Origin of the sequence: Dactylosporangium sp. NPDC049525, assembly GCF_040676755.1 — a bacterium.
Classification (GTDB): Bacteria; Actinomycetota; Actinomycetes; order Mycobacteriales; family Micromonosporaceae; genus Dactylosporangium.
Map to the genome: position 1 here is coordinate 237,139 of NZ_JBFAPO010000005.1, position 17,990 is coordinate 255,128.

Annotated in this window: 22 protein-coding genes and 1 tRNA gene; 13 read left to right on the forward strand and 10 right to left on the reverse strand. The window is 71.7% G+C overall.

Annotated features, from left to right (window positions below; all coding sequences use genetic code 11):
• The first annotated feature begins 17 nt into the window (after positions 1–17).
• Both AB0K00_RS11450 and AB0K00_RS11455 read left to right on the forward strand, forming a co-directional pair.
• Positions 18–1,016, forward strand: coding sequence for an aldo/keto reductase (locus tag AB0K00_RS11450; protein WP_363518752.1), 999 nt, complete (start codon positions 18–20; stop codon positions 1,014–1,016).
• A 151-nt stretch (positions 1,017–1,167) separates the two neighbouring features.
• Positions 1,168–2,349: a restriction endonuclease subunit S gene (locus AB0K00_RS11455; protein ID WP_363518755.1), complete on the forward strand. Its 1,182-nt coding sequence runs from the start codon at positions 1,168–1,170 to the stop codon at positions 2,347–2,349.
• Between the two features lie 67 nt (positions 2,350–2,416).
• Here the strand turns inward: AB0K00_RS11455 and AB0K00_RS11460 are convergent, their stop codons facing one another.
• Complete coding sequence (locus tag AB0K00_RS11460) at positions 2,417–2,752, reverse strand: PASTA domain-containing protein (protein ID WP_363518758.1); 336 nt, start codon at positions 2,750–2,752, stop codon at positions 2,417–2,419.
• A gap of 141 nt (positions 2,753–2,893) precedes the next feature.
• On the opposite strand from AB0K00_RS11460, the gene AB0K00_RS11465 reads away from it, so the two are divergent.
• Positions 2,894–3,784, forward strand: coding sequence for a sigma-70 family RNA polymerase sigma factor (locus AB0K00_RS11465; RefSeq protein WP_363518760.1), 891 nt, complete (start codon positions 2,894–2,896; stop codon positions 3,782–3,784).
• Positions 3,785–3,794: 10 nt separating this feature from the next.
• On the opposite strand, the gene AB0K00_RS11470 is transcribed toward AB0K00_RS11465, so the two are convergent.
• Both AB0K00_RS11470 and AB0K00_RS11475 read right to left on the reverse strand, forming a co-directional pair.
• Complete coding sequence (locus AB0K00_RS11470; protein WP_363518762.1) at positions 3,795–4,592, reverse strand: hypothetical protein; 798 nt, start codon at positions 4,590–4,592, stop codon at positions 3,795–3,797.
• A gap of 99 nt (positions 4,593–4,691) precedes the next feature.
• Entirely contained in the window at positions 4,692–6,242 is a 1,551-nt protein-coding gene (locus AB0K00_RS11475) for an MFS transporter (RefSeq protein WP_363518763.1), read from the reverse strand.
• A 62-nt stretch (positions 6,243–6,304) separates the two neighbouring features.
• Here AB0K00_RS11475 and AB0K00_RS11480 point away from each other — a divergent pair, with 62 nt between their 5' ends.
• The 4 genes from AB0K00_RS11480 to AB0K00_RS11495 all read left to right on the forward strand — a co-directional run bounded on the left by AB0K00_RS11480 (position 6,305) and on the right by AB0K00_RS11495 (position 9,008).
• On the forward strand, positions 6,305–6,754 hold the full coding sequence (locus AB0K00_RS11480; RefSeq protein WP_363518766.1) for a MarR family transcriptional regulator: 450 nt from the start codon (positions 6,305–6,307) through the stop codon (positions 6,752–6,754).
• Between the two features lie 70 nt (positions 6,755–6,824).
• Complete coding sequence (locus AB0K00_RS11485) at positions 6,825–7,250, forward strand: hypothetical protein (RefSeq protein ID WP_363518769.1); 426 nt, start codon at positions 6,825–6,827, stop codon at positions 7,248–7,250.
• A 62-nt stretch (positions 7,251–7,312) separates the two neighbouring features.
• Positions 7,313–7,999: a response regulator transcription factor gene (locus tag AB0K00_RS11490; RefSeq protein ID WP_363518772.1), complete on the forward strand. Its 687-nt coding sequence runs from the start codon at positions 7,313–7,315 to the stop codon at positions 7,997–7,999.
• A complete protein-coding gene (locus tag AB0K00_RS11495; protein WP_363518775.1) occupies positions 7,992–9,008 on the forward strand; it encodes a HAMP domain-containing sensor histidine kinase in 1,017 nt (338 codons plus the stop codon). Before AB0K00_RS11490 ends, AB0K00_RS11495 begins: the two co-directional genes overlap by 8 nt.
• Positions 9,009–9,061: 53 nt before the next feature.
• Here AB0K00_RS11495 and AB0K00_RS11500 read toward each other — a convergent pair whose 3' ends face one another.
• Entirely contained in the window at positions 9,062–9,847 is a 786-nt protein-coding gene (locus AB0K00_RS11500; RefSeq protein WP_363518778.1) for an S-methyl-5'-thioadenosine phosphorylase, read from the reverse strand.
• Between the two features lie 337 nt (positions 9,848–10,184).
• On the opposite strand from AB0K00_RS11500, the gene AB0K00_RS11505 reads away from it, so the two are divergent.
• Both AB0K00_RS11505 and AB0K00_RS11510 read left to right on the forward strand, forming a co-directional pair.
• Complete coding sequence (locus AB0K00_RS11505; RefSeq protein ID WP_033367449.1) at positions 10,185–10,739, forward strand: YqgE/AlgH family protein; 555 nt, start codon at positions 10,185–10,187, stop codon at positions 10,737–10,739.
• A gap of 72 nt (positions 10,740–10,811) precedes the next feature.
• Positions 10,812–10,884 (forward strand) — tRNA-Ala (locus AB0K00_RS11510).
• Between the two features lie 268 nt (positions 10,885–11,152).
• On the opposite strand, the gene AB0K00_RS11515 is transcribed toward AB0K00_RS11510, so the two are convergent.
• Together AB0K00_RS11515 and AB0K00_RS11520 are read right to left on the reverse strand one after the other, a co-directional pair.
• On the reverse strand, positions 11,153–11,443 hold the full coding sequence (locus AB0K00_RS11515; protein WP_363518781.1) for a ribbon-helix-helix protein, CopG family: 291 nt from the start codon (positions 11,441–11,443) through the stop codon (positions 11,153–11,155).
• Complete coding sequence (locus AB0K00_RS11520) at positions 11,443–11,739, reverse strand: hypothetical protein (RefSeq protein WP_363518784.1); 297 nt, start codon at positions 11,737–11,739, stop codon at positions 11,443–11,445. The genes AB0K00_RS11515 and AB0K00_RS11520 overlap by 1 nt, the downstream gene beginning before the upstream one ends.
• 173 nt (positions 11,740–11,912) lie before the next feature.
• Between AB0K00_RS11520 and AB0K00_RS11525 the strand changes: the two genes are divergently transcribed.
• Both AB0K00_RS11525 and AB0K00_RS11530 read left to right on the forward strand, forming a co-directional pair.
• Positions 11,913–12,092, forward strand: coding sequence for a hypothetical protein (locus tag AB0K00_RS11525; protein ID WP_363518787.1), 180 nt, complete (start codon positions 11,913–11,915; stop codon positions 12,090–12,092).
• 25 nt (positions 12,093–12,117) lie between these two features.
• A complete protein-coding gene (locus tag AB0K00_RS11530; RefSeq protein ID WP_363518994.1) occupies positions 12,118–12,600 on the forward strand; it encodes a GNAT family N-acetyltransferase in 483 nt (160 codons plus the stop codon).
• A gap of 93 nt (positions 12,601–12,693) precedes the next feature.
• Here the strand turns inward: AB0K00_RS11530 and AB0K00_RS11535 are convergent, their stop codons facing one another.
• Both AB0K00_RS11535 and AB0K00_RS11540 read right to left on the reverse strand, forming a co-directional pair.
• Positions 12,694–13,872, reverse strand: a complete 1,179-nt coding sequence (locus tag AB0K00_RS11535) for a hypothetical protein (protein ID WP_363518790.1) — start codon at positions 13,870–13,872, stop codon at positions 12,694–12,696.
• A complete protein-coding gene (locus tag AB0K00_RS11540) occupies positions 13,869–14,411 on the reverse strand; it encodes a SigE family RNA polymerase sigma factor (RefSeq protein WP_363518792.1) in 543 nt (180 codons plus the stop codon). The genes AB0K00_RS11535 and AB0K00_RS11540 overlap by 4 nt, the downstream gene beginning before the upstream one ends.
• Positions 14,412–15,263: 852 nt before the next feature.
• On the opposite strand from AB0K00_RS11540, the gene AB0K00_RS11545 reads away from it, so the two are divergent.
• Together AB0K00_RS11545 and AB0K00_RS11550 are read left to right on the forward strand one after the other, a co-directional pair.
• Positions 15,264–16,022 (forward strand): hypothetical protein, encoded by a 759-nt coding sequence (locus AB0K00_RS11545; RefSeq protein ID WP_363518795.1) that lies wholly within the window; start codon positions 15,264–15,266, stop codon positions 16,020–16,022.
• A gap of 72 nt (positions 16,023–16,094) precedes the next feature.
• Positions 16,095–16,880 carry a hypothetical protein gene (locus AB0K00_RS11550; RefSeq protein WP_363518798.1) on the forward strand — a complete coding sequence of 262 codons (786 nt, stop codon included), beginning with the start codon at positions 16,095–16,097 and terminating at the stop codon, positions 16,878–16,880.
• 23 nt (positions 16,881–16,903) lie between these two features.
• Here the strand turns inward: AB0K00_RS11550 and AB0K00_RS11555 are convergent, their stop codons facing one another.
• Both AB0K00_RS11555 and AB0K00_RS11560 read right to left on the reverse strand, forming a co-directional pair.
• Entirely contained in the window at positions 16,904–17,320 is a 417-nt protein-coding gene (locus tag AB0K00_RS11555) for a hypothetical protein (protein ID WP_363518801.1), read from the reverse strand.
• A 178-nt stretch (positions 17,321–17,498) separates the two neighbouring features.
• The gene (locus AB0K00_RS11560; protein ID WP_363518996.1) at positions 17,499–17,966 is read right to left on the reverse strand and encodes a PASTA domain-containing protein; all 468 of its coding nucleotides are present in this window, start codon (positions 17,964–17,966) and stop codon (positions 17,499–17,501) included.
• Positions 17,967–17,990: the final 24 nt, after the last annotated feature.

Below are 17,990 nucleotides of genomic sequence, written 5' to 3' on the forward strand. Positions count from 1 at the left end.
CTGACAGCCTGGGACGCATGACGGAAACAAGAAAGCTGGGCCGTAGCGGCATCGAGGTCAGCGCACTGGGGATCGGCTGCTGGGCGATCGGCGGGCCGTTCTGGGGCAGCACGCCCAACGGGCCGCCGCAGCCGTTCGGCTGGGGTGAGGTCGACGACGACGAGTCCATCCGGGCACTGCGCCGCGCGCTCGACCTCGGTGTCACGTTCTTCGACACCGCGAACGTCTACGGGGCCGGGCACAGCGAGAAGGTCCTCGCCCGGGCCCTGGAGGGGCGGCGGGGCGAGGTGGTCATCGCGACCAAGTTCGGCAACACGTTCGACGAGCAGACCCGGTACACCGGGCCCGAGGACGGCTCGCCCGAAGAGGTCGGGCGGGCCGTCCGGGCGTCGCTGCGGCGGCTCGGCACGGACTACATCGACCTGTATCAGCTGCACATCAACGGGCTGCCGATCCCGCAGGCCCTCGACCTGATCCCGGCGCTGGAGGACCTCGTCGCGCAGGGGCTGATCCGCGCGTACGGGTGGAGCACCGACTTCCCGGAGCGGGCGGCCGCGTTCGCCGAGGCCGGCGTGCACTGCGCCACCATCCAGGCGGACCTGTCGGTGCTGCGGGGCTCGTTCGGGGTCATCCCCGTCGCCGACGAGCACGACCTCGGCGTCATCATCCGGGGTCCCCTCGCCATGGGGCTGCTCAGCGGCAAGTACACCGCCGAGTCGAAGCTGCCGGAGGACGACATCCGCGGGCTCAGCCCCGAGTGGATGACCTACTTCACCGACGGGCGGCCGACGGCGGAGTTCCTGAACCGCATCGACGCGATCCGGGACGTGCTGACCTCCGGCGGGCGCACCCTCGCCCAGGGCGCCCTCGCCTGGCTGTGGGCGTACAGCGGCCGGACCGTGCCGATCCCCGGCTGCCGCACCGTCGCGCAGGTCGAGGAGAACGCCGGCGCGCTCGCCCACGGCCCGTTGGACGCGGCCGAGCTCGCCGACGTCGAAAAACTGCTGGGACGGTAAGGAACCGACCCGGTCACCCGTGCGCCTGCACGATGACCGTGGTGACTGACGAACCCGCGCCGGGAGGTCTCGAGTCCGAGGCCTCCCGGGTGGTGTACGCCGTACACCGCCCGGCGCTGGTCCGGCTGGCGTGCGGCGTTAGGCTCTGTGGATGACCGCCGCAGCGCCGGTCCCGGCCGGGTGGACGGCGACGACCCTCGGCGCGCTGGGCCGGTATGTCAACGGCCGCGGGTTCCGGCGCGGCGAGTGGTGCGACTCCGGCCGGCCGATCATCCGCATCCAGAACCTCACCGGGTCCGGCGAGCGGTTCCACCACTTCCGCGGCGACGTCGACGAGCGGCACGTCGTGCGCGCCGGGGACCTGCTCGTGTCCTGGTCCGCGACGCTCGGCGCCTACCTGTGGGACGGCCCGGAGGCCGTCGTCAACCAGCACATCTTCAAGGTGGAGTCGCGCATCGACCGGCGCTTCCACAAGTACCTGCTGGACTTCAAGCTCGGCGAGCTGATGCGGCACGCGCACGGCTCCGGGATGGTGCACGTCACGCGGTCCCGCTTCCACGCGCTCCCGGTCGCCGTCCCCGGCCCCGACGAGCAGCGGCGCATCGCCGGCCGCCTCGACGACCTCCTCCGCCGGCTCGCCGTCGCCGACGCGCACCTGGCCGCGGCGGCGGGCAACGCGGCGGCGCTCGTCGAGGCGGCGCTGCTGTCCGGCGGCGCGGTGGCGACCGCACCTCGGCACGCCCTGGCGGAGGTGCTCGCGGCGCCCCTTGCGAACGGGCGGTCCGTGCCGACCCGCGACGGTGGGTTCCCGGTGCTGCGGCTCACCGCCCTGCGGTCCGGCCGGGTGGACCTCGGCGCGCGCAAGGGCGGCGCGTGGACCGAGCGGGAGGCCCGGCCGTTCCTGATCCGCCGCGGCGACTTCCTCGTGTCCCGGGGCAACGGCAGCCTGCGCCTGGTCGGCCGCGGCGCCCTGGTCGACACCGAACCCGACCCGGTCGCCTACCCCGACACCGCGGTGCGGATCCGGGCCAGACCCGAGTTGCTCGAGCCCCGGTTCCTGGCCCTGGTTTGGGATTCGCCGTTGGTACGGCGGCAGATCGAGGCACTTGCCCGCACGACGGCGGGCATCTGGAAGGTGAACCAGAAGGACCTGGCGCGGATCGTGGTGCCGGTGCCGGACCTCGCCCGGCAGCGCGAGGCGTGCGCCCGCGCCGACCGCCTGGAAACGGGCCGCCGCAGGCTCGACGCGGACCTCGCGACGGCCCGCGGGCGCTCCGCGGAGCTGCGCCGCGCCCTGCTGGAGGCGGCGTTCACCGCCCGGCTGCGCACGTGAGGAACCGGCCCGGCTGCACGTGAGAACCGGCCCGGGGTCGCACCCCCGGGCCGGAGGCCTCGCAGTGTTACTGGATGATCTCGCAGCCCTTGACGGGCGCCTTGCCCACCGTCAGGTTGACCGCCGAGCCGCGCCGCACCAGCGTGTTCGCGTCGGGGTCCTGGTCGACGACCCGGCCCAGGTTGGCGCAGTCCTCGACGCCGGTGACGGCGCCGACCTTCAGGCCCGACAGGTTGATGAGCTTCCCGGCGTCGTCGAGGGTCTCACCCTGGACGACGGGGACGCGCACGAAGAGCACCGGCGGCGCCGGATCGGTGGAGCGTGCGTGCGCGGCCGGCGCGACGGCAAGGGATGCCGCGGCGAGCGCGATCGCGAACAGCCCGGCGCGGAGTGGATGACGCATCGTGTTGCCTCCTCATGTCCGTGTGGATGCCCCGAGTGTGGGCAGCGCCACTGACGCGGCCCTGATGTGCGGCTGACAACCGGTCACATCCCGAGGGCCGGGCGGGTCACGCTGGTGACGACGCACCGAGGTACACAGGCAATGAACGAAGACGAGTGGCTGGCACAACGGTTCGAGGAGCACCGCGGGCGGTTGCGGGCGGTGGCGTACCGGATGCTCGGCTCCCTCAGCGAGGCCGACGACGCCGTGCAGGAGGCGTGGCTGCGGCTGAGCCGGCACGCCGGTGACACCGGCCGCGACGAGATCGACAACCTCGGCGCCTGGCTGACCACGGTCGTCGGGCGGATCTCGCTCAACCTGCTGCGCTCCCGCGCGACCCGCGGGGAGGAGCCGTTGGACGGGCGCGTGCCCGACCCGGTCGTCAGCCCGGCGGCCGGCGGCGACCCCGAGCACGAGGCCCTCGTCGCCGACGCGGTCGGCCTGGCGCTGCTGGTCGTGCTCGACACCCTCGAGCCGGCGGAGCGGCTGGCGTTCGTGCTGCACGACATGTTCGCGCTGCCGTTCGACGACATCGCGCCGATCGTGGGCCGCACCCCGGCCGCGGCGCGGCAGCTCGCCAGCCGGGCCCGCCGGCGGGTCCAGGGCGCCGCCGCGGTGCCCGACGCCGACCTGCCCCGGCAGCGGGAGGTCGTCGACGCGTTCATGGCCGCGTCCCGGTCCGGCGACTTCGAGGCGCTCGTCGCGGTCCTCGACCCCGACGTGGTGCTGCGCGCCGACTACGGCGCCCACCTGCCGTCGGCGGTCTCCGGCCACCTGCGCGGCGCCGAGGTCGTGGCCCGCCAGGCGCTGCTGTTCTCCAGGTACGCCGGGTCCGCCCGCCCCGCCGTGGTCAACGGCGCGGCGGGGATGGTCACGTCCCCGGACGGCCGAGTCATGTCGGTCATGGGCTTCACCATCCGCGGCGGCCGCATCACCGAGATCGACATCGTCGCCGACCCGGAGCGGCTGGCCGCCCTGGACATCGCACCCTGACCAATGGGTGCTACCGCGGCTGGTCGGACGCCTTGCCGCACCAGTCCAGCGTGCGGTCCGGGTTGACGTCGTCGATCCGGACCGTCCAGGTGCGGCCGTCGGTCATGGCCAGCTCCAGCCGGTTGGCGTCGGTGAACCTGGCCGACGCCACCCGGACGGCCGGGATGTCGCGGGCGGGCGAGGAGTCCTGGGCGGGCGACCGGCCGTTGACGCGGTTCGGGTCGGCGCCGCCGTCGGTGCACGCCACGTCGGTCCTGCCCTCCCGGCCCGGCCAGCCGGTGGTCCGCAGCCGGTAGTGCCGCTGAGCGGCGCCGGGATACCGGTTGTAGGTGTCGTGCACGACCAGGGACAGCCCGCCGCCGGGCGACCGGGTGACCAGCGTCGCGGCGGTCCGGCCCGGGTGGGCGCCCGGCTCGCCGATGCCATCGCGGACGACGTTCTCCGCCGCGCCCAGGCAGATTGTGAAGAGCGCCACGACCGTGTTGATCACCATGACCACCCGGGCGAGTGGACGGTGGCGCAGGCCGAGCAGCGCGGCGCCGCCGATGACTGCCAGTGCCGCCGCGACCACCGTCATCCACCGCACGGGGAGTTCGAGGGGCACGAACGCGACGAACCGCCACGACGTCCTGGACGCGGTCCACAGCCCGGTCGCGACAGTGGCGAGCGCGGCCGTGGCGAGCACGGTGAGGGCGAGCGCGACCCGCCGCCGAAGGAGTCCGAGCGCCGGCCGGGCGTCGGCGCCGGCCCAGAGCACCCGGTGGTCGTCCTCGTCGGGCGAGGTCACCGGAGCCGGACCGGTCGTCATCTGATCGCGCCAATCCGGGGACGTGGGCCGGGACCGCGTGCCGGGAGGCCGACCTGGCGTCCCCCCGGCGCGCCGTCATGCTCCGTTCATCGTCGCGGGTCAGCCGGTCGGGGACAAGACCCGATCGCGTTCCACAGTGGACTTACGGGCGCGGAACGCGAGCAGCAGCAGTACACCACCGGCAAACGCGACGACAGCACCGGTGGTCGCCGTGATGTGCAGTGCGGTCATGAAGGCGTCGTCGGCCGCGGCGGCCAGGTCGGGGCGGTGCAGCTGCTCGGCGACGGCGCGGGTGTGCTCGGCGGACGGGGCGGCGGCGTCGCGGGCCGACGGCGGCAGCCCGGCCAGGGCCGGCGCGATCCGGTCCCGGTACGTGCTCGCCAGGATCGTGCCCAGCAGCGCGATGCCCAGGACGCTGCCGACCTGCCGGACCGTGTTGTTCACCGCGGAGCCGGCGCCCATCCGGTCCAGCGGCAGCACCGCGATGACCGCGGCGACGGTCGGGGCGATCGCCATGCCCATCGCGGTCCCGCTGATGAACCCGACGGTGCAGAACCACAGCAGCGGCGTGTCGAGGCCGAACGTGAGGTTGGCCAGGAACCCGGCGGCCACCACCAGCAGCGCCCCGCCGCTGACCAGGCCGACGCCGAAGCGCTTCGCCAGCCGCGCGCCGAGACCGGAGCCGACCGCGACCCCGATCGCGCCCGGCAGGAACGCCAGGCCGGTGTCCAGGGCCGACATGCCGCGGGCGCCCTGCAGGTAGAAGTTGCCGTAGAACATCTGCCCGGTGATGCCGAAGAAGAGCGCGGCGAGGGCGAGGTTGCCGGCGCTGAAGCGCCGGTTGCGGAACAGCCGCGGGTCGAACGACGGCTGCTTCGACTGCCATTCGACCACGGTGAACAGTGCGAGGACCGCCACGCCGCCGAGCACCGGCGCCCACACCTGCCAGCGGGTCCAGTCGGTGTCCTGGCCGGCCTCGATCAGCCCGTACGCCAGCAGCGCCAGACCGCCGGTCGACAGCAGCAGGCCGAGCGGGTCGGGGCGGCGCCGCTGCACGAGCTTGGGGTTCGGCACGACCAGCAGGACACCCACGAGCGCGACCGCGACGACCGGGAGGTTGACGAGGAACACCGAACCCCACCAGAAGTGATCGACGAGCACCCCGCCGAGCAGCGGGCCGAGCGCCACGCCGACGCCGCTGGACGCGGACCAGGCCGCGATCGCGCCGGCCCGCCGCTCGGCGGGGAACGTCGCGCCGATGATCGCCATCGAGGTCGGCATCATCATCGCCCCGCCGAGCCCCATCAGGCCGCGGGCCAGGATCAGGCCGGTCGCGTCGCCGGCCCAGGCGGCCCAGATCGACGCGGCGCCGAAGACGGCGAGCCCGGCGACGAGGATCGTGCGGTGCCCGTAACGGTCGCCGAGCGCGCCGGCGGCGAACAGCGCGGTGGCGAACAGCAGCGCATAGGACCCGACGGCCCACTGCACCTCGCCGGGGGTCGCGCCGAGACCGGTCCGCGGGTCGGCGATGCGCTCCAGGGCGATGCCGAGGATGGTCGTGTCGATCCAGATCAGCACCGCGGCGAACACGAGCACCGACAGCACGCGACGTTGCTGGGGTAGATTGATTGACAGGTCCCTGACGGTCATACGCTCACTCTGGCAAGAATGTCAGGTCCCTGTCAATAGTGCCCGCAGCGCACAATGGTGCGGTGAGTACCGAAGAAGCCTGCTCGACGTTCCTGGTCCGGCACGCGTGGCTGAGCCTGCGCGGCGTGGTCGCCGAGGCGCTCGTCGAGCACGACCTCTCCGTGGCGCAGTTCGCCTCCCTGCTCCTGCTGCGGGAGTCGCCGGGCATGTCCGTCGCCGACGTCGCCCGCAAGGTCTCCACCGCCCGCCAGTCGGCCAACGAGATGCTCGGCGGCCTGGAGCGGGCCGGCCTGGTCGAGCGCCGCCAGCACCCCACCGACCGGCGCTCCCAGCAGATCGAGCTGACCCCCTTGGGTCTGGCGCGCCTGGAGGCCGCCCTGCCGACCGTCCAGGCCGTCGAGGAGCGCCTCGCCGCCGGGTTCAGTGCGGCGGACCTGGCCGTCGTCTCCGCCTGGCTGCACCGCATGGCAGGCGCCTCATCCGGGATCAATGAGGAGATTTCGACGCTCTGACCTGGACATTTTGTGCTCCAGGTCACACCATGGAGGGACTGACGACGTAACCGCGGCGGAGGTGCGTCCCATGGAACTGCTCGGTGGCATCCAACGGATAGAGCACGCAATACAGACGCCGGCCGGGGATCCGGCGTGGCGACCGGCGGTCAGCCAGGCCGTCGCCCAACTCAAAGCGGCGTTCGCCGCTCACGTCCGGGAGACTGAAGGCCCGTCCGGACTCTACGCAGGCGTCCTCGGTGACGCGCCCCGGCTCGCCCGGGGGCTCTACGGGCTCGTCGGCGACCACGAGACCGTCTGGGAGGCCCTGGACGACCTCGAGGGGCACCTCGACGAGATCGACGGGTTTGACGGAAAATCGGGGTCGTTCGGCTACCGCCACGAGGTGGTCTGCCAGGACGCGGCCCGTCTGATCCGTGAGGTGTGGCAGCACCGGCAGCGCGGCGCCGACCTGCTCTACGAGGCCTACGACACCGACCTCGGCGGCGAAACCTGACGGTCCCATTACAGGACCAGCCGGTTCGTGCCGGGCGCAGCGGCGCGCTCTAGGCTCGAACGATGGGACAGCGGGTGCTGGTGGTCGACGACGACCCGACGGTCAGCGACGTCGTGCGGCGGTACCTGGAGCGCGAGGGCTTCACCGTGGAGCTGGCCGGCGACGGACAGCAGGCGCTCGACGCGTACGGCGCCGACCGGCCGGACCTCGTGGTGCTCGACCTCATGCTGCCCGGCATCGACGGGCTGGAGGTCTGCCGCCGGCTGCGTGAGCAGGACCGCGCCCTGCCCGTCATCATGCTCACCGCCCTCGGCGAGGAGTCCGACCGCGTCCTCGGCCTCGAGATCGGCGCCGACGACTACATCACCAAGCCGTTCTCACCCCGCGAGCTGGTCCTGCGGGTCCAGTCCGTGCTGCGCCGCTCCGGGGCGGCCCCCGCCACGGTCGCCGAGTCGCTGCAGGACGGTGACCTGCGCGTCGACGCCGCGCGGCGGACCGCCACCCTCCGCGGTCGCGAGCTGGCCCTCACCGTCCGCGAGTTCGACCTGCTGGTCTTCCTGATGCGCAACCCCGGCCGGGTGCTGCGCCGCACCGAGCTGCTCCAGCAGGTCTGGGGCTGGACCTTCGGCGACCAGTCGACCGTCACCGTCCACATGCGACGCCTGCGGGAGAAGGTCGAGGACGACCCAGCGCAGCCGCGCCGCATCCTCACCGTGTGGGGCGTCGGCTACCGGTACGAATATGCCTGACGTCCTCGCCACGTTCCTGATGGCGCTCGGCGGGTCCCTGGCCGTCGCCGTTGCCGGGCTGCTGATCCTCCGCGGGCCGCTGCGGGGCCGCTCCGTCACCGCGCACATCGCGGTCCTGCTGCTCGTCACCGTCCTCAGCGTGCTCGCCGGCATCCTCGGCGCCTCGATGCAGATGTTCATCTCCGACCACGACCTGCACGTGCTGCTCATCGTCGTCGGCACCGCCGCGACCGTCAGCCTCGCCGCCGGGCTCTGGGCCGGCCAGCGCCTCGCCAGGGCCAGCATGTGGGCCGCGGAGGCGCGGATGCGCGAGCGGGAGGCCGAGGCCCGGCGCCGCGAACTCGTCGCGTGGGTCTCCCACGACCTGCGGACCCCCCTCGCCGGGCTGCGCGCCATGACCGAGGCCCTCGAGGACGGCGTCGTCGCCGACCCTTCGACGGTCGCGGACTACCACCACCGCATCAGCGCCGAGACCGAACGGATGGCGGCCCTCGTCGACGACCTGTTCGAACTGTCCCGGATCAACGCCGGCGCGCTGCGGCTGACCCTGTCCGAGGTCCCCCTCGGCGACGTCGTCTCCGACGCGATCGCCTCGGCGACCCCCCTCGCCGCCGCGGCCGGCATCACGCTGGTCGCCTCACCCTCCAGCGGCTGGCCGACCGTGCGGGGATCCGTCCCGGAGCTCTCCCGCGTGGTCAACAACCTCATCCGCAACGCCATCCGGTACACGCCGCCGGACGGGACCGTGGAGGTCACCGGCGGGCAGGACGCCTCCGGCGGGTGGCTGGCGGTCAGCGACACCTGCGGCGGCATCCCGGAGGGCGACCTGCCGCGGGTGTTCGACGTCGCGTTCCGTGGCACCCCGGCGCGCACCCCGACCCGCGACGCCGGCGGCGGGCTGGGGCTCGCGATCGTCCGCGGGCTGGTCGAGGCCCACCACGGCGCCGTGGACGTCGCGAACGTCGACGACGGGTGCCGCTTCGTCGTGCACCTGCCGGCTGCCGCGTAGGCGGGGGTCGTCGTCAGACGGCCGGGCCGTCGTTCAGACCGGCGGGCCGTCGTTCAGACGGGCAGCCCGTCCAGAGCGTGCTGGCAGGGGTCGTCCGGGTGCTCCGGCAGGGCCGGGATCACGTCCAGCAGCACCGCCCGCAGGCGCTCCGTGTTGGCCGCGAACACCGCGAACACCTCGTCCATCGTCACCCCATGATCACCCTCGACCCCGGCGTCGAGGTCCGTGACCAACGCGATCGACGTGTAGCACAGCGCCAGCTCCCGGGCCAGGACCGCTTCAGGGTGCCCGGTCATGTTCACGACAGCACCACCCATCGCGGTGAACCACCGCGACTCCGCCCGCGACGAGAACCGCGGCCCCTCCACGACGACCATCGTGCCGTCCGTGGTTTCGATCCCGTGCTCCGCTGCAACTTTCTTGACCGCGGCCCGCCCGTTCGCGCAATACGGGTCGGCGAAGTTCACGTGCACCGCACCCGTGTCATAGAACGTCTGCACCCGCCCCGACGTCCTGTCGATCAGCTGGTCCGGCACCACGAACGTGCCCGGCCCCAGCTCAGGCCGTAAACCACCGACCGCACACGGGGCCAGGACCTGCCGCACCCCGATCTCCCGCAACGCCCACAGATTCGCCCGGTAGGGAATCCGGTGCGGCGGAAACCGGTGGTCCTTGCCGTGCCGGGGCAGGAACGCCGTGCGCCGCCCACCGACCGTCGCCACCGTGACCGGGTCCGACGGCGCGCCGAACGGCGTGTCGAGCACATGTTCCTCGGCGTCTTCCAGCAGCGCATACAGCCCTGAACCACCGATGACGGCAACGTCGGCGAGTGAGGTCACGCAACAGACCCTAACCGCGAGGGGCGGGTCAGGCTAATGTGCGAGACATGACGCTCGCACCCCGCCTCGCGACGATCGCGGTTCTCAACCGCGCGGCCGGTCATGTCTGCTGGTGGGGCTGATGTCTTCATACGGGGATCTCGGTGGGATGGAACAATTCCGCCCGTCCGGCGGCGACTCCGGCTCCTCGGGCGGCTCATCGTCCGGGGGTTCTTCATCGGGGGGTTCCTCTGAGCCCACAGGTGGGATATTCGGCGCGCCCACCGGGCGGGGATCACCACGGCCGGGGAGCTCCAGCACCGGACGGGGCACGTCGAAGAAGCGGCGAGGGAGGGCGATGGAGTCGTTGACCGGCCGGCTGCTGGTGGCGACGCCCGCGCTCCGCGACCCCAACTTCGAACGCACCGTCGTCCTCGTCGTCGCCCATGAAGAGGGCGGCGCCCTCGGCGTCGTGCTCAACCGCGCCACCGAGGTCCAGGTCGCCGACGTCCTCGGCGGCTGGGGCGCCCTCGCCGGCGAGCCTCCCGTCGTCTTCGAAGGCGGCCCCGTCCAGCCCGAGGCCGCGATCTGCCTCGCCCGCACCCGCCCAGGCGTCGAGGACCTCGCCGGCTTCAACCGCGTCTCCGGCGCCGTCGGCACCGTCGACCTCTCCGGCGACCCTGACCTGCTCGTCGCGGGCGTCGTCGGCGTCCGCGTCTTCGCCGGCTACGCGGGCTGGTCCCCGGGCCAGCTCGAGCGCGAGATCGAAAGCGGCTCCTGGTTCGTCTTCGACGCCCTCCCCAGCGACGCCTTCGCCCCCCGCCCCGACGACCTCTGGCAGATGGTCCTGCGCCGCCAGGGCGGCCTCATGGCAGCGGTCGCCCACTACCCGGCAGACCCGACGCAGAACTAGATACCCGCTGTGAGACCCCGTCAGTGGTTGTGTACTATTCCGTGAGTGCCCGCGAGACCGGGGCACGCAGATGGGGACGTGGCGCAGCTGGTAGCGCACCACACTGGCAGTGTGGGGGTCAGGGGTTCGAGTCCCCTCGTCTCCACTCCATCAATCGGCGCATTCTGCTCACGGCGGAGTGCGCCGTTTCGCGTCTGGTGATGTCGTCGTTCCCCGCGCACGGGCTCCGCCCGCGCTCCCCGGTGGGGGAGCTTCGCTCCACCCACACCCCCTCAAGACCCGTAGCGGCGCCGATGTGTTGGGTTGAGTGCTGTTGTCTCGGTGCGGCGGTGGTACGGGGTGTGCCTGCGGCCGGTCGGCCCAAAGCGCTTGATTGCACTTTGAGCCAGGGGGCCGGTCCGGGGCCTGGCGGCCTACGCGGCTTCTGTGGTGTTGGGATGGCGGGCCAGCCATTCCGCCACGGCTGTTCTGATGATGCCGGAGCGACCCTCACGGTCGCGGCCTGCGGCGGCGTCTAGGGCGTCGACCATAGCGGCAGGCATCTTGAGCGACACCATCCTGCCCACCGCGGCGCCTGTCTCATCGACCTGCACGAACTGGCCTTCAACCGGCCGGCCGGAGCCGACGAGGCCGCTCGTGTCGTTGCTGGCGAACCATTCGGCGACCTGGTCGTCCGTCATGCTGTTCAGGTCAGGCTGTTCCATCACGCTGCTCCCGTCTGCTTGGCCCATTGTTCGATCTCTTCGAGCGTTGCCAACCGTGCGAAGCGGATCCGCCACACGAACGAGCCGTCGTCGCGGATCAACAGGGTGCGAATGAGCCGGGACGTTCCTCGGCTCGGAGCGGTCACGGCCAAGCGCAACTCGCTGAGCTCGACCCGGCGCTGCTCGCCCTCGGTCCGCACCAGCGCCTCGGCCAGGTCAGCGGCGGTCAGGCCGTCCCGCAGGTCGGCCTCGGGCCGCTCGCCCGCCTTTGGCATGCGCCAGAGGATCTCGCTCACGTATTAAGAGTAATACGCTTATGACCCGGGGAAGCGGCGGATCCGGGACGAGTCGTTCGTGGATGGCAAGACTTCCTCAGGATCTGCCAGGGTGGGATCGATCCGGCCGTTCTCGGGCGTCAAATACAGGCACGGCCGACGCGGTCGCTGGAGCGCAGGGAAGGTGACGACCGATGAGCGCACAGCCCAAACGCATCCCGGGTCAGACCAACGCTGATTACAACGGCGGCCCCGACCCGAATCTGCAGTTCCTCGGCACTCATTCCCTGGTGGACGGCGGCGACCCGTCGTGGGTGGGCCGCCTCTACAACGCCATCGCGGACCGCCTCGCCGCCCGCCGCAATCGCCATTGAACCGCCACACGGTCGCCGCGTGAGCATGGTGACCCTGGCCCGGCTGACCGAGGTCGACCACGCTGACCTGATCGAACTCATGAACGATCCCCGGGTCCGCCGGCACATGCCGCTCGCCACCGGCAGTTTCGGCCGCGAGGACTGCGCCGCCTGGCTGGCCGCCAAGGAGGCCATGTGGCGTGACCACGGCTACGGTCCGTGGGCGTTCCTGGTCGACGGCGCGTTCGCCGGCTGGGGCGGCCTGCAACCGGAGGGCGACGAGGTCGACCTGGCCCTCGTGCTGCGCCCGGCGTTCTGGGGTCACGGGCGGGCGATCGCCGAGCGGGTCCTGGCCGAGGCGTTCGGCCCGCTCGGCTTCGACGACGTGACCGTGCTGCTGCCGCCCACCCGGGGCACCGCCGCCGGCGTGCGACGGTTCGGGTTTCGCCCCGACGGTGAGGTCGAGGTCGCCGGCCGGACGTTCCTGCGCTTCCGGATCAGCTCCGCACCCCGCTCAGAGTCCCCATAGGAACTGGGTCGCCCACTCCGGTTCCCTCATGCGGACAAGGCATCGCTGGTGAACGAGTGGTTCGTTCACCAGCGATGCCTTTGGGGTTTCGGGTCAGGGGTGGTAGGCGCGGATCTGGGTCTGGCCGTTCACCGGGATCGACTTGCTTTCCTGGTTGCCGGCGTAGTCGAGTTCGACGTCGGTGGACGTCTTGGTGACCTTGATGGCGAAGAGGCGGTCGGCTCCGGTGAGGATGACCTCGATCGAGCCGTTGGGGGGTGGGGTCCGGCCGAGGTCGACGTCTTTGCCGGTGGTCATGTCGACGATCTTCATCGCGTTGCGGACCGTGGTCGGGTCGCTGTTGCGGAAGCTGACCCCGACGTAGCGGCCGTCGTTGGAGATGCTTTGGACGGAGAAGCCACCGGTGCAGCAGTTGATGTCGTACGGGACTCGCTTGACGACGGTGCCGGTCGCGGTGGCGACGACGATCGAGTTCTGTTCGCCGTAGGCGACGTAGGCGCCGTTCGCCGACCAGGCCAGGTAGTCGCCCCAGGCCGCTGGTGCGGGGGTGGATGCGCCGGTGCTCACGTTGACGATGTTGACGCCGGTGTCGCGCGCCGCGCTCACGACCAGCTCACGCGAGTTGGGCATCCATTTCGGGCCCGAGCCTCCTTCGCATCGGACCGGGCCGCCCGCGACGACCTTCTGTCCGCCGCCCTGCAGTGATGCCACGACGAGCGCCCCGCCACTGCTGCCCCGGGTGTCGCCCTCGACCCACGCGACCTGGGTGCCGTCGGGTGAGAACACGATCGACTGGCGTGCGCAGTCGTAAGGGCCCGCTTCCCCTTGCAGCGTCGCCGTGCGCAGCGTGCCGCCGGCCAGCACGTTGATCTTGATCGGTTCGTTGCTCCCGCTGACCGCGCCGGTCAGGTAGAACAGCGTGCCGGGCAGCGACGACTTCCCGCTCGACGACGCCCACGGACCCAACGTGAGTCTGGCTGAGACGTCCGCCGCCCCCCGCGTGGGGGACGTTTCGGGGCCGGCGGTCTGGCTGGTCGGGGCGGTGGTAGGTGTCGCACCCGGCTCGGCGGTGCCGCCCTGCTGGGGTGCCATCGCGAAGGCGACGCCGCCGGCCGCGACGACCACGACGGCCGCGAGCGAGACCAGGACGTTCCGGCGCTGCGTCTGCCGCCTGGAGCCGAGGATCACCCGGTCGTGGAGGTCTACCGGATTGGCGAGTTCTGCGATCTCGGCGAGGTCGGTGTGGAACCGCTGGGAATTGATGCTGTTCATCGGGCCACCCTCGTGAAGTAGAACTCGTCCAATTCCGGCGCGATTGTGCGGAGCCGCGCCAATGCTTTCGCTGTCTGGCTCTTGATGGTGCCGACCGAGACCCCCATCAGATCGGCGGCCTCCGTCTCGGTGCGGTCCTCGAAGAATCGCAGCACCAGCACCGCCCGCTGGCGGTTCGTCAGTCGCAGCAACGCCGCTTGCAACGTGATCCGCACCGCCGTGATCGTCGCGTGGTCACCGTCGCCCGAACCGGGCCGCCGGGAACCGCGCATCGTTTCCGTCACGTCGCCGGCCAGCGACTCCGCGACCTTGCCCCGCCGCCACCAGGCGACCTGCAGGTGATACATGACTTTCCGTGTGTACGCCTCCGCGTTGCCGGCGTGGTGCAGGCGCCGCCAGGAACGGTGCGTGCTGATCAACGCGTTCTGCACCAGATCCTCAGCCAGATGCTGATCCCCGGTCAGGAGAAACGCCGATCGCAACAGCGACGACGACCGAGCCCGTACAAACGCATCGAACTCGGCGGCCAAAGCATCCACGCCGACAAACCTCTCTCTGTTCGAATTGGCCAAATGCAATGGATCTGTGTTGGCGACAGCCGCTGACGACGCTCCCACCACGGCCCTCCTTTCTAGGTCGATGACTGGGTAGGCGCCGGCCGGCATCCCCGAGGTGTTGTGCGTTGATAGATGCAAGTCGAGCCGTAAACCGTTGCCGTCGCCGGAGGGTCTTTGTCAGGCGTCGTTGTCCGGAAACCGACGCGGCCCGCCGCGCACGGCTTCGCCGCGCCCTTCGGCAGGCCTGAGGACCGCCGCTACCTGGCGTTCCGGTCCTTGACCGTGGCGACGCGGGGGATCGGGGTGCCGGTCGTAGGGCCCGACAGGCTTCAGCCATTGATCGCGAGCTTGGCGGGACCGGTGGGGGAGGGCAACTGCGGGTCCGTGGTGTGACGGGTCACCCCGGGTTGCGACCTTCACCCGGAAGGGGCATGTTGGAGTTATGTACGTCGTTGCGCCAGCCAGTCGTCTGCGGCGTGGCGTGCGACGGCTGGCGCTTGCCCTCTGCGCGTTGATCCTCGGTGCCGGGTTCACCCCGGCGCTGCCGCCGTCCACTGTGGACCGTCCGGTGGTGTCTGTCGCGGCGACGGCCGCGGCAGCGGCGGCCACGGCACCGTCGGCGGTGCGTCGATCGTCCGTGGGGGTGCCGGCAGCGCTGCGGTCCGGCCCGGTATATCCGCAGGCCGTCGGTGGCGCTGGTCGTACCATGGCGGCTTTTGCTCTTGCTCTTGACGGTGTCACCGTGGGCTCGGTCGCCGGACGCGCCCCGCCCCGCACCTCGGCCTGAGAAGCATTTTCCCCTCTCGCCGCTCGATCCCCCCTCGAGGTGCATTCATGGACGCCGCTCTGCAGGACCTTGCTCACGGAATGCGCGAGGCGCTCGCCATCTGGGGTGCGCTGCTCGCCGCAGTCGTCATCACGTTCGCCATCCTCACCTTCCTGTCCAAGCGCCAGGGCGCCGCGGCCGGCCCGTCGTGGTGGGCCAGGCTGCGCAAGGCCGTCCGCGACCCGGAGGCCGCCCGGGAGCGCCAGCTCGTGATCGAGCAGCGCACCAGTGAGATGCGGGAGTTGCAGCGGTACAGCGACGAGGTGACCGTCGCCGCCTCCCGGACCTCGGTGATGGCGGCTCGCCGCCGCGAGGAGTGGGAGGCCGCCCAGCGCACGCAGGAGGCGTCGTGGCGGGCCTACGAGGAGGCGGAGCAGGCGGTCCGGCGGTTGGAGCGGGCCAACGCGTTCCCGCTGACCGACGACGACCCGCAGACGCGCCGGCAGCACATGGTCCGCATGGTCAACGCCGCGCACCAGCGGGGCGAGATCTCCGCGGCGAACCTCGCCGACGCCCTCATGCACCGCAACGGCTGGGACCCCACCGAGCACCCGTTCGCCCAGCAGCTGCGGATGCGCCGGATCATCCGGGACCGGCTGTTCCGCGCGTACCAGCAGGCGTCCACCCTCGAACGGGAGACCGCCGCCGCCGCGGACCTGGCCGCGTCCTCGAAGCGCAGCCTCGATGACGAAGCCTTCAGCGCCACCCTCCAGGTGCGCTCCGCGCCGCGGCTGACCTCGCTGACTCCCTCTTCGGTGCGGTTTTAGCGTTCGAGACCGGCTCCGGCGAAACGGGTGGGACGCTTCGTAACGGTGGCGTTACAACCCAGGGAGCCGGTCATGGGCATTGAGCTGTCGATCATCGCGGGGCTCTGCTACGCCTCGTCGAGCGTCAACGCGACCGGCGCCGACCATCATCCGGTCACCGAGGACGAGACGGCCCTGTTCGGCCTGTCCGGCGACGCACTCACCGAGGCCGTCACCGCGTGCCTGGGCGAGCCGCCGGACCTTGCCCAGCTCGACGGGTTCCTGCACAGCTCGCACGACTGGTCCCCGGTCACCACGACCCTGGTCGTGCAGAGCGCCTCCGTCACCGGCGTCGGCTCCATGCCGGTCAGCCTCCCGCTGACCGGCACCGGCGCCCGCCTCACGCGCACCGCCACCCACCTGTGGTCCCCGGCGGCGGGCGTCAGCCCCACGGCACCGGTCCGGTACGCGATCACGTTCCCGGCCGGCGGCGCCGCCCTGGACTACACCCACGACTGGGGCACCGGCGCCGGCGAGGTCGAATCCGCGAGCGTGGACCTGCCGCCGGGCGACACCGGCGACGAGCTGGTCGCGCTGAGCATGAACCTCGGCGTCCGCGTGGTCTACGACGCCTACCTGTCCGGCGAGATCGCCGTGCACTACCGCGACGGGCACCAGGGCCACCGGTACTGGGCGCTGGACGTCGGCACCGTGATGGCGGCCGGCGGCCTGCTCAACGGCCGGCACTTCGCGGAGAACCTCAACATCCGCTACCACGCGAGCACCCGCGTCGTGCACGCCGACGCCGACGGCAACCTGAGCACGCTCGCGGGCCCCGGCATCCGCACCGGCGCCGACCTGGCCCTCACCGGCGCGTAACCGCCCGTCGCCCGCCGCTGGCGTCAGCGGCAGACGGCCCGGAACGCTTCGATCGCCGCGTTCACCGGCGCCTTGTCCGGCTTGGACTTCGCGTCGACGTACTTGTCGGCTATCGCGCCCATGGCGCCCGCGACGGCGTTGGCCGCCTCCGCCACCGGCCCGGTCACGCCGGTGATCAGCGAGGAGATCGTCGCCGCGCCCGCGGACCATTGGGCGCTGACCGCGTGATGCCCGGCCGGCGGCCCGATCGCCTCCGCCTCGGCGACCTTCGCCAGGGTGGTCTTGAGCTCGTCGTCGACGGGGGCGCAGACCGCCTTGGCGTCCGCGGTGGTGGTGTTCGGTGTTGCCGCCGCGGCGCTCCCGCCGGACTCCTTCTCACAACCCGCCGCCCCGCCGAGCAGGACGAGCACCGTGAGCAGTCTCAGTGCAGTCGCACCCATGGCCTTGGTTCATCCCCGTTCGTGTGCTGGTCCGCGGGAACCTACCAACGTCCCCCGGTTCCGCGCTGTCCCGCGCACCGACTTCGGTGCCGTGAACGTCGCGGGCGACCGTCGCACACTTCGGCGGTCGCCCGTGGGATTCGCTTCCGTTGCATGCACGAATCGAATGCCGGACGGGTCAGGGCTGCTTTTTCTTGGTGCAGGTCAGCACGATCAGGGCGTCCGCCGGCGCCTGTGTGCCGGGCGGCGTCGACTGCTTGGTCACCGTCCAGTTCGCCGCGATGATCACCACGGTGTCCTCGAGGTCCTGCGACCCGTACTGGATTTTCGTGAAGCCGAGCCGTTCGAGCTCGTCCATCGCCACCGCGGCGTTCTTCCCCACCACGTCCGGCATCGCCAGCACCGACGGCGAAGGCGAGGCAGGTGCCGGGTTGCCGCCGGCATTGGCCGTGAACTGCGTCGCGGCGGGCGTCGGCGCTGCGGCCTGTGGGTTCTGCTTGTTCGAGATCAGGCCGGCCACCGCACAGGCGGCGCAGATGACCAGGGCGAGCCCACCGGCGATGAGGCCGGCGATCAGCCCGGTGTTCGCCGGCCGCTTCGGCTTCTGGTGGGGTGGTAGAGGAAATGACTGCGTTGGAGATGCCACGGCCGGCAAGTGTCGTCGATCACG

Excerpts from the sequence above, each read along its gene's own strand:
- AB0K00_RS11450 (WP_363518752.1), top strand. The coding sequence starts at position 18 with ATGACGGAAACAAGAAAGCTGGGCCGTAGCGGCATCGAGGTCAGCGCA.
- AB0K00_RS11455 (WP_363518755.1), top strand. The coding sequence starts at position 1,168 with ATGACCGCCGCAGCGCCGGTCCCGGCCGGGTGGACGGCGACGACCCTC.
- AB0K00_RS11460 (WP_363518758.1), bottom strand. The coding sequence starts at position 2,752 with ATGCGTCATCCACTCCGCGCCGGGCTGTTCGCGATCGCGCTCGCCGCG.
- AB0K00_RS11465 (WP_363518760.1), top strand. The coding sequence starts at position 2,894 with ATGAACGAAGACGAGTGGCTGGCACAACGGTTCGAGGAGCACCGCGGG.
- AB0K00_RS11470 (WP_363518762.1), bottom strand. The coding sequence starts at position 4,592 with ATGACGACCGGTCCGGCTCCGGTGACCTCGCCCGACGAGGACGACCAC.
- AB0K00_RS11475 (WP_363518763.1), bottom strand. The coding sequence starts at position 6,242 with ATGACCGTCAGGGACCTGTCAATCAATCTACCCCAGCAACGTCGCGTG.
- AB0K00_RS11485 (WP_363518769.1), top strand. The coding sequence starts at position 6,825 with ATGGAACTGCTCGGTGGCATCCAACGGATAGAGCACGCAATACAGACG.
- AB0K00_RS11490 (WP_363518772.1), top strand. The coding sequence starts at position 7,313 with ATGGGACAGCGGGTGCTGGTGGTCGACGACGACCCGACGGTCAGCGAC.
- AB0K00_RS11495 (WP_363518775.1), top strand. The coding sequence starts at position 7,992 with ATGCCTGACGTCCTCGCCACGTTCCTGATGGCGCTCGGCGGGTCCCTG.
- AB0K00_RS11505 (WP_033367449.1), top strand. The coding sequence starts at position 10,185 with ATGGAGTCGTTGACCGGCCGGCTGCTGGTGGCGACGCCCGCGCTCCGC.
- AB0K00_RS11515 (WP_363518781.1), bottom strand. The coding sequence starts at position 11,443 with ATGGAACAGCCTGACCTGAACAGCATGACGGACGACCAGGTCGCCGAA.
- AB0K00_RS11525 (WP_363518787.1), top strand. The coding sequence starts at position 11,913 with ATGAGCGCACAGCCCAAACGCATCCCGGGTCAGACCAACGCTGATTAC.
- AB0K00_RS11530 (WP_363518994.1), top strand. The coding sequence starts at position 12,118 with ATGGTGACCCTGGCCCGGCTGACCGAGGTCGACCACGCTGACCTGATC.
- AB0K00_RS11535 (WP_363518790.1), bottom strand. The coding sequence starts at position 13,872 with ATGAACAGCATCAATTCCCAGCGGTTCCACACCGACCTCGCCGAGATC.
- AB0K00_RS11545 (WP_363518795.1), top strand. The coding sequence starts at position 15,264 with ATGGACGCCGCTCTGCAGGACCTTGCTCACGGAATGCGCGAGGCGCTC.
- AB0K00_RS11550 (WP_363518798.1), top strand. The coding sequence starts at position 16,095 with ATGGGCATTGAGCTGTCGATCATCGCGGGGCTCTGCTACGCCTCGTCG.
- AB0K00_RS11555 (WP_363518801.1), bottom strand. The coding sequence starts at position 17,320 with ATGGGTGCGACTGCACTGAGACTGCTCACGGTGCTCGTCCTGCTCGGC.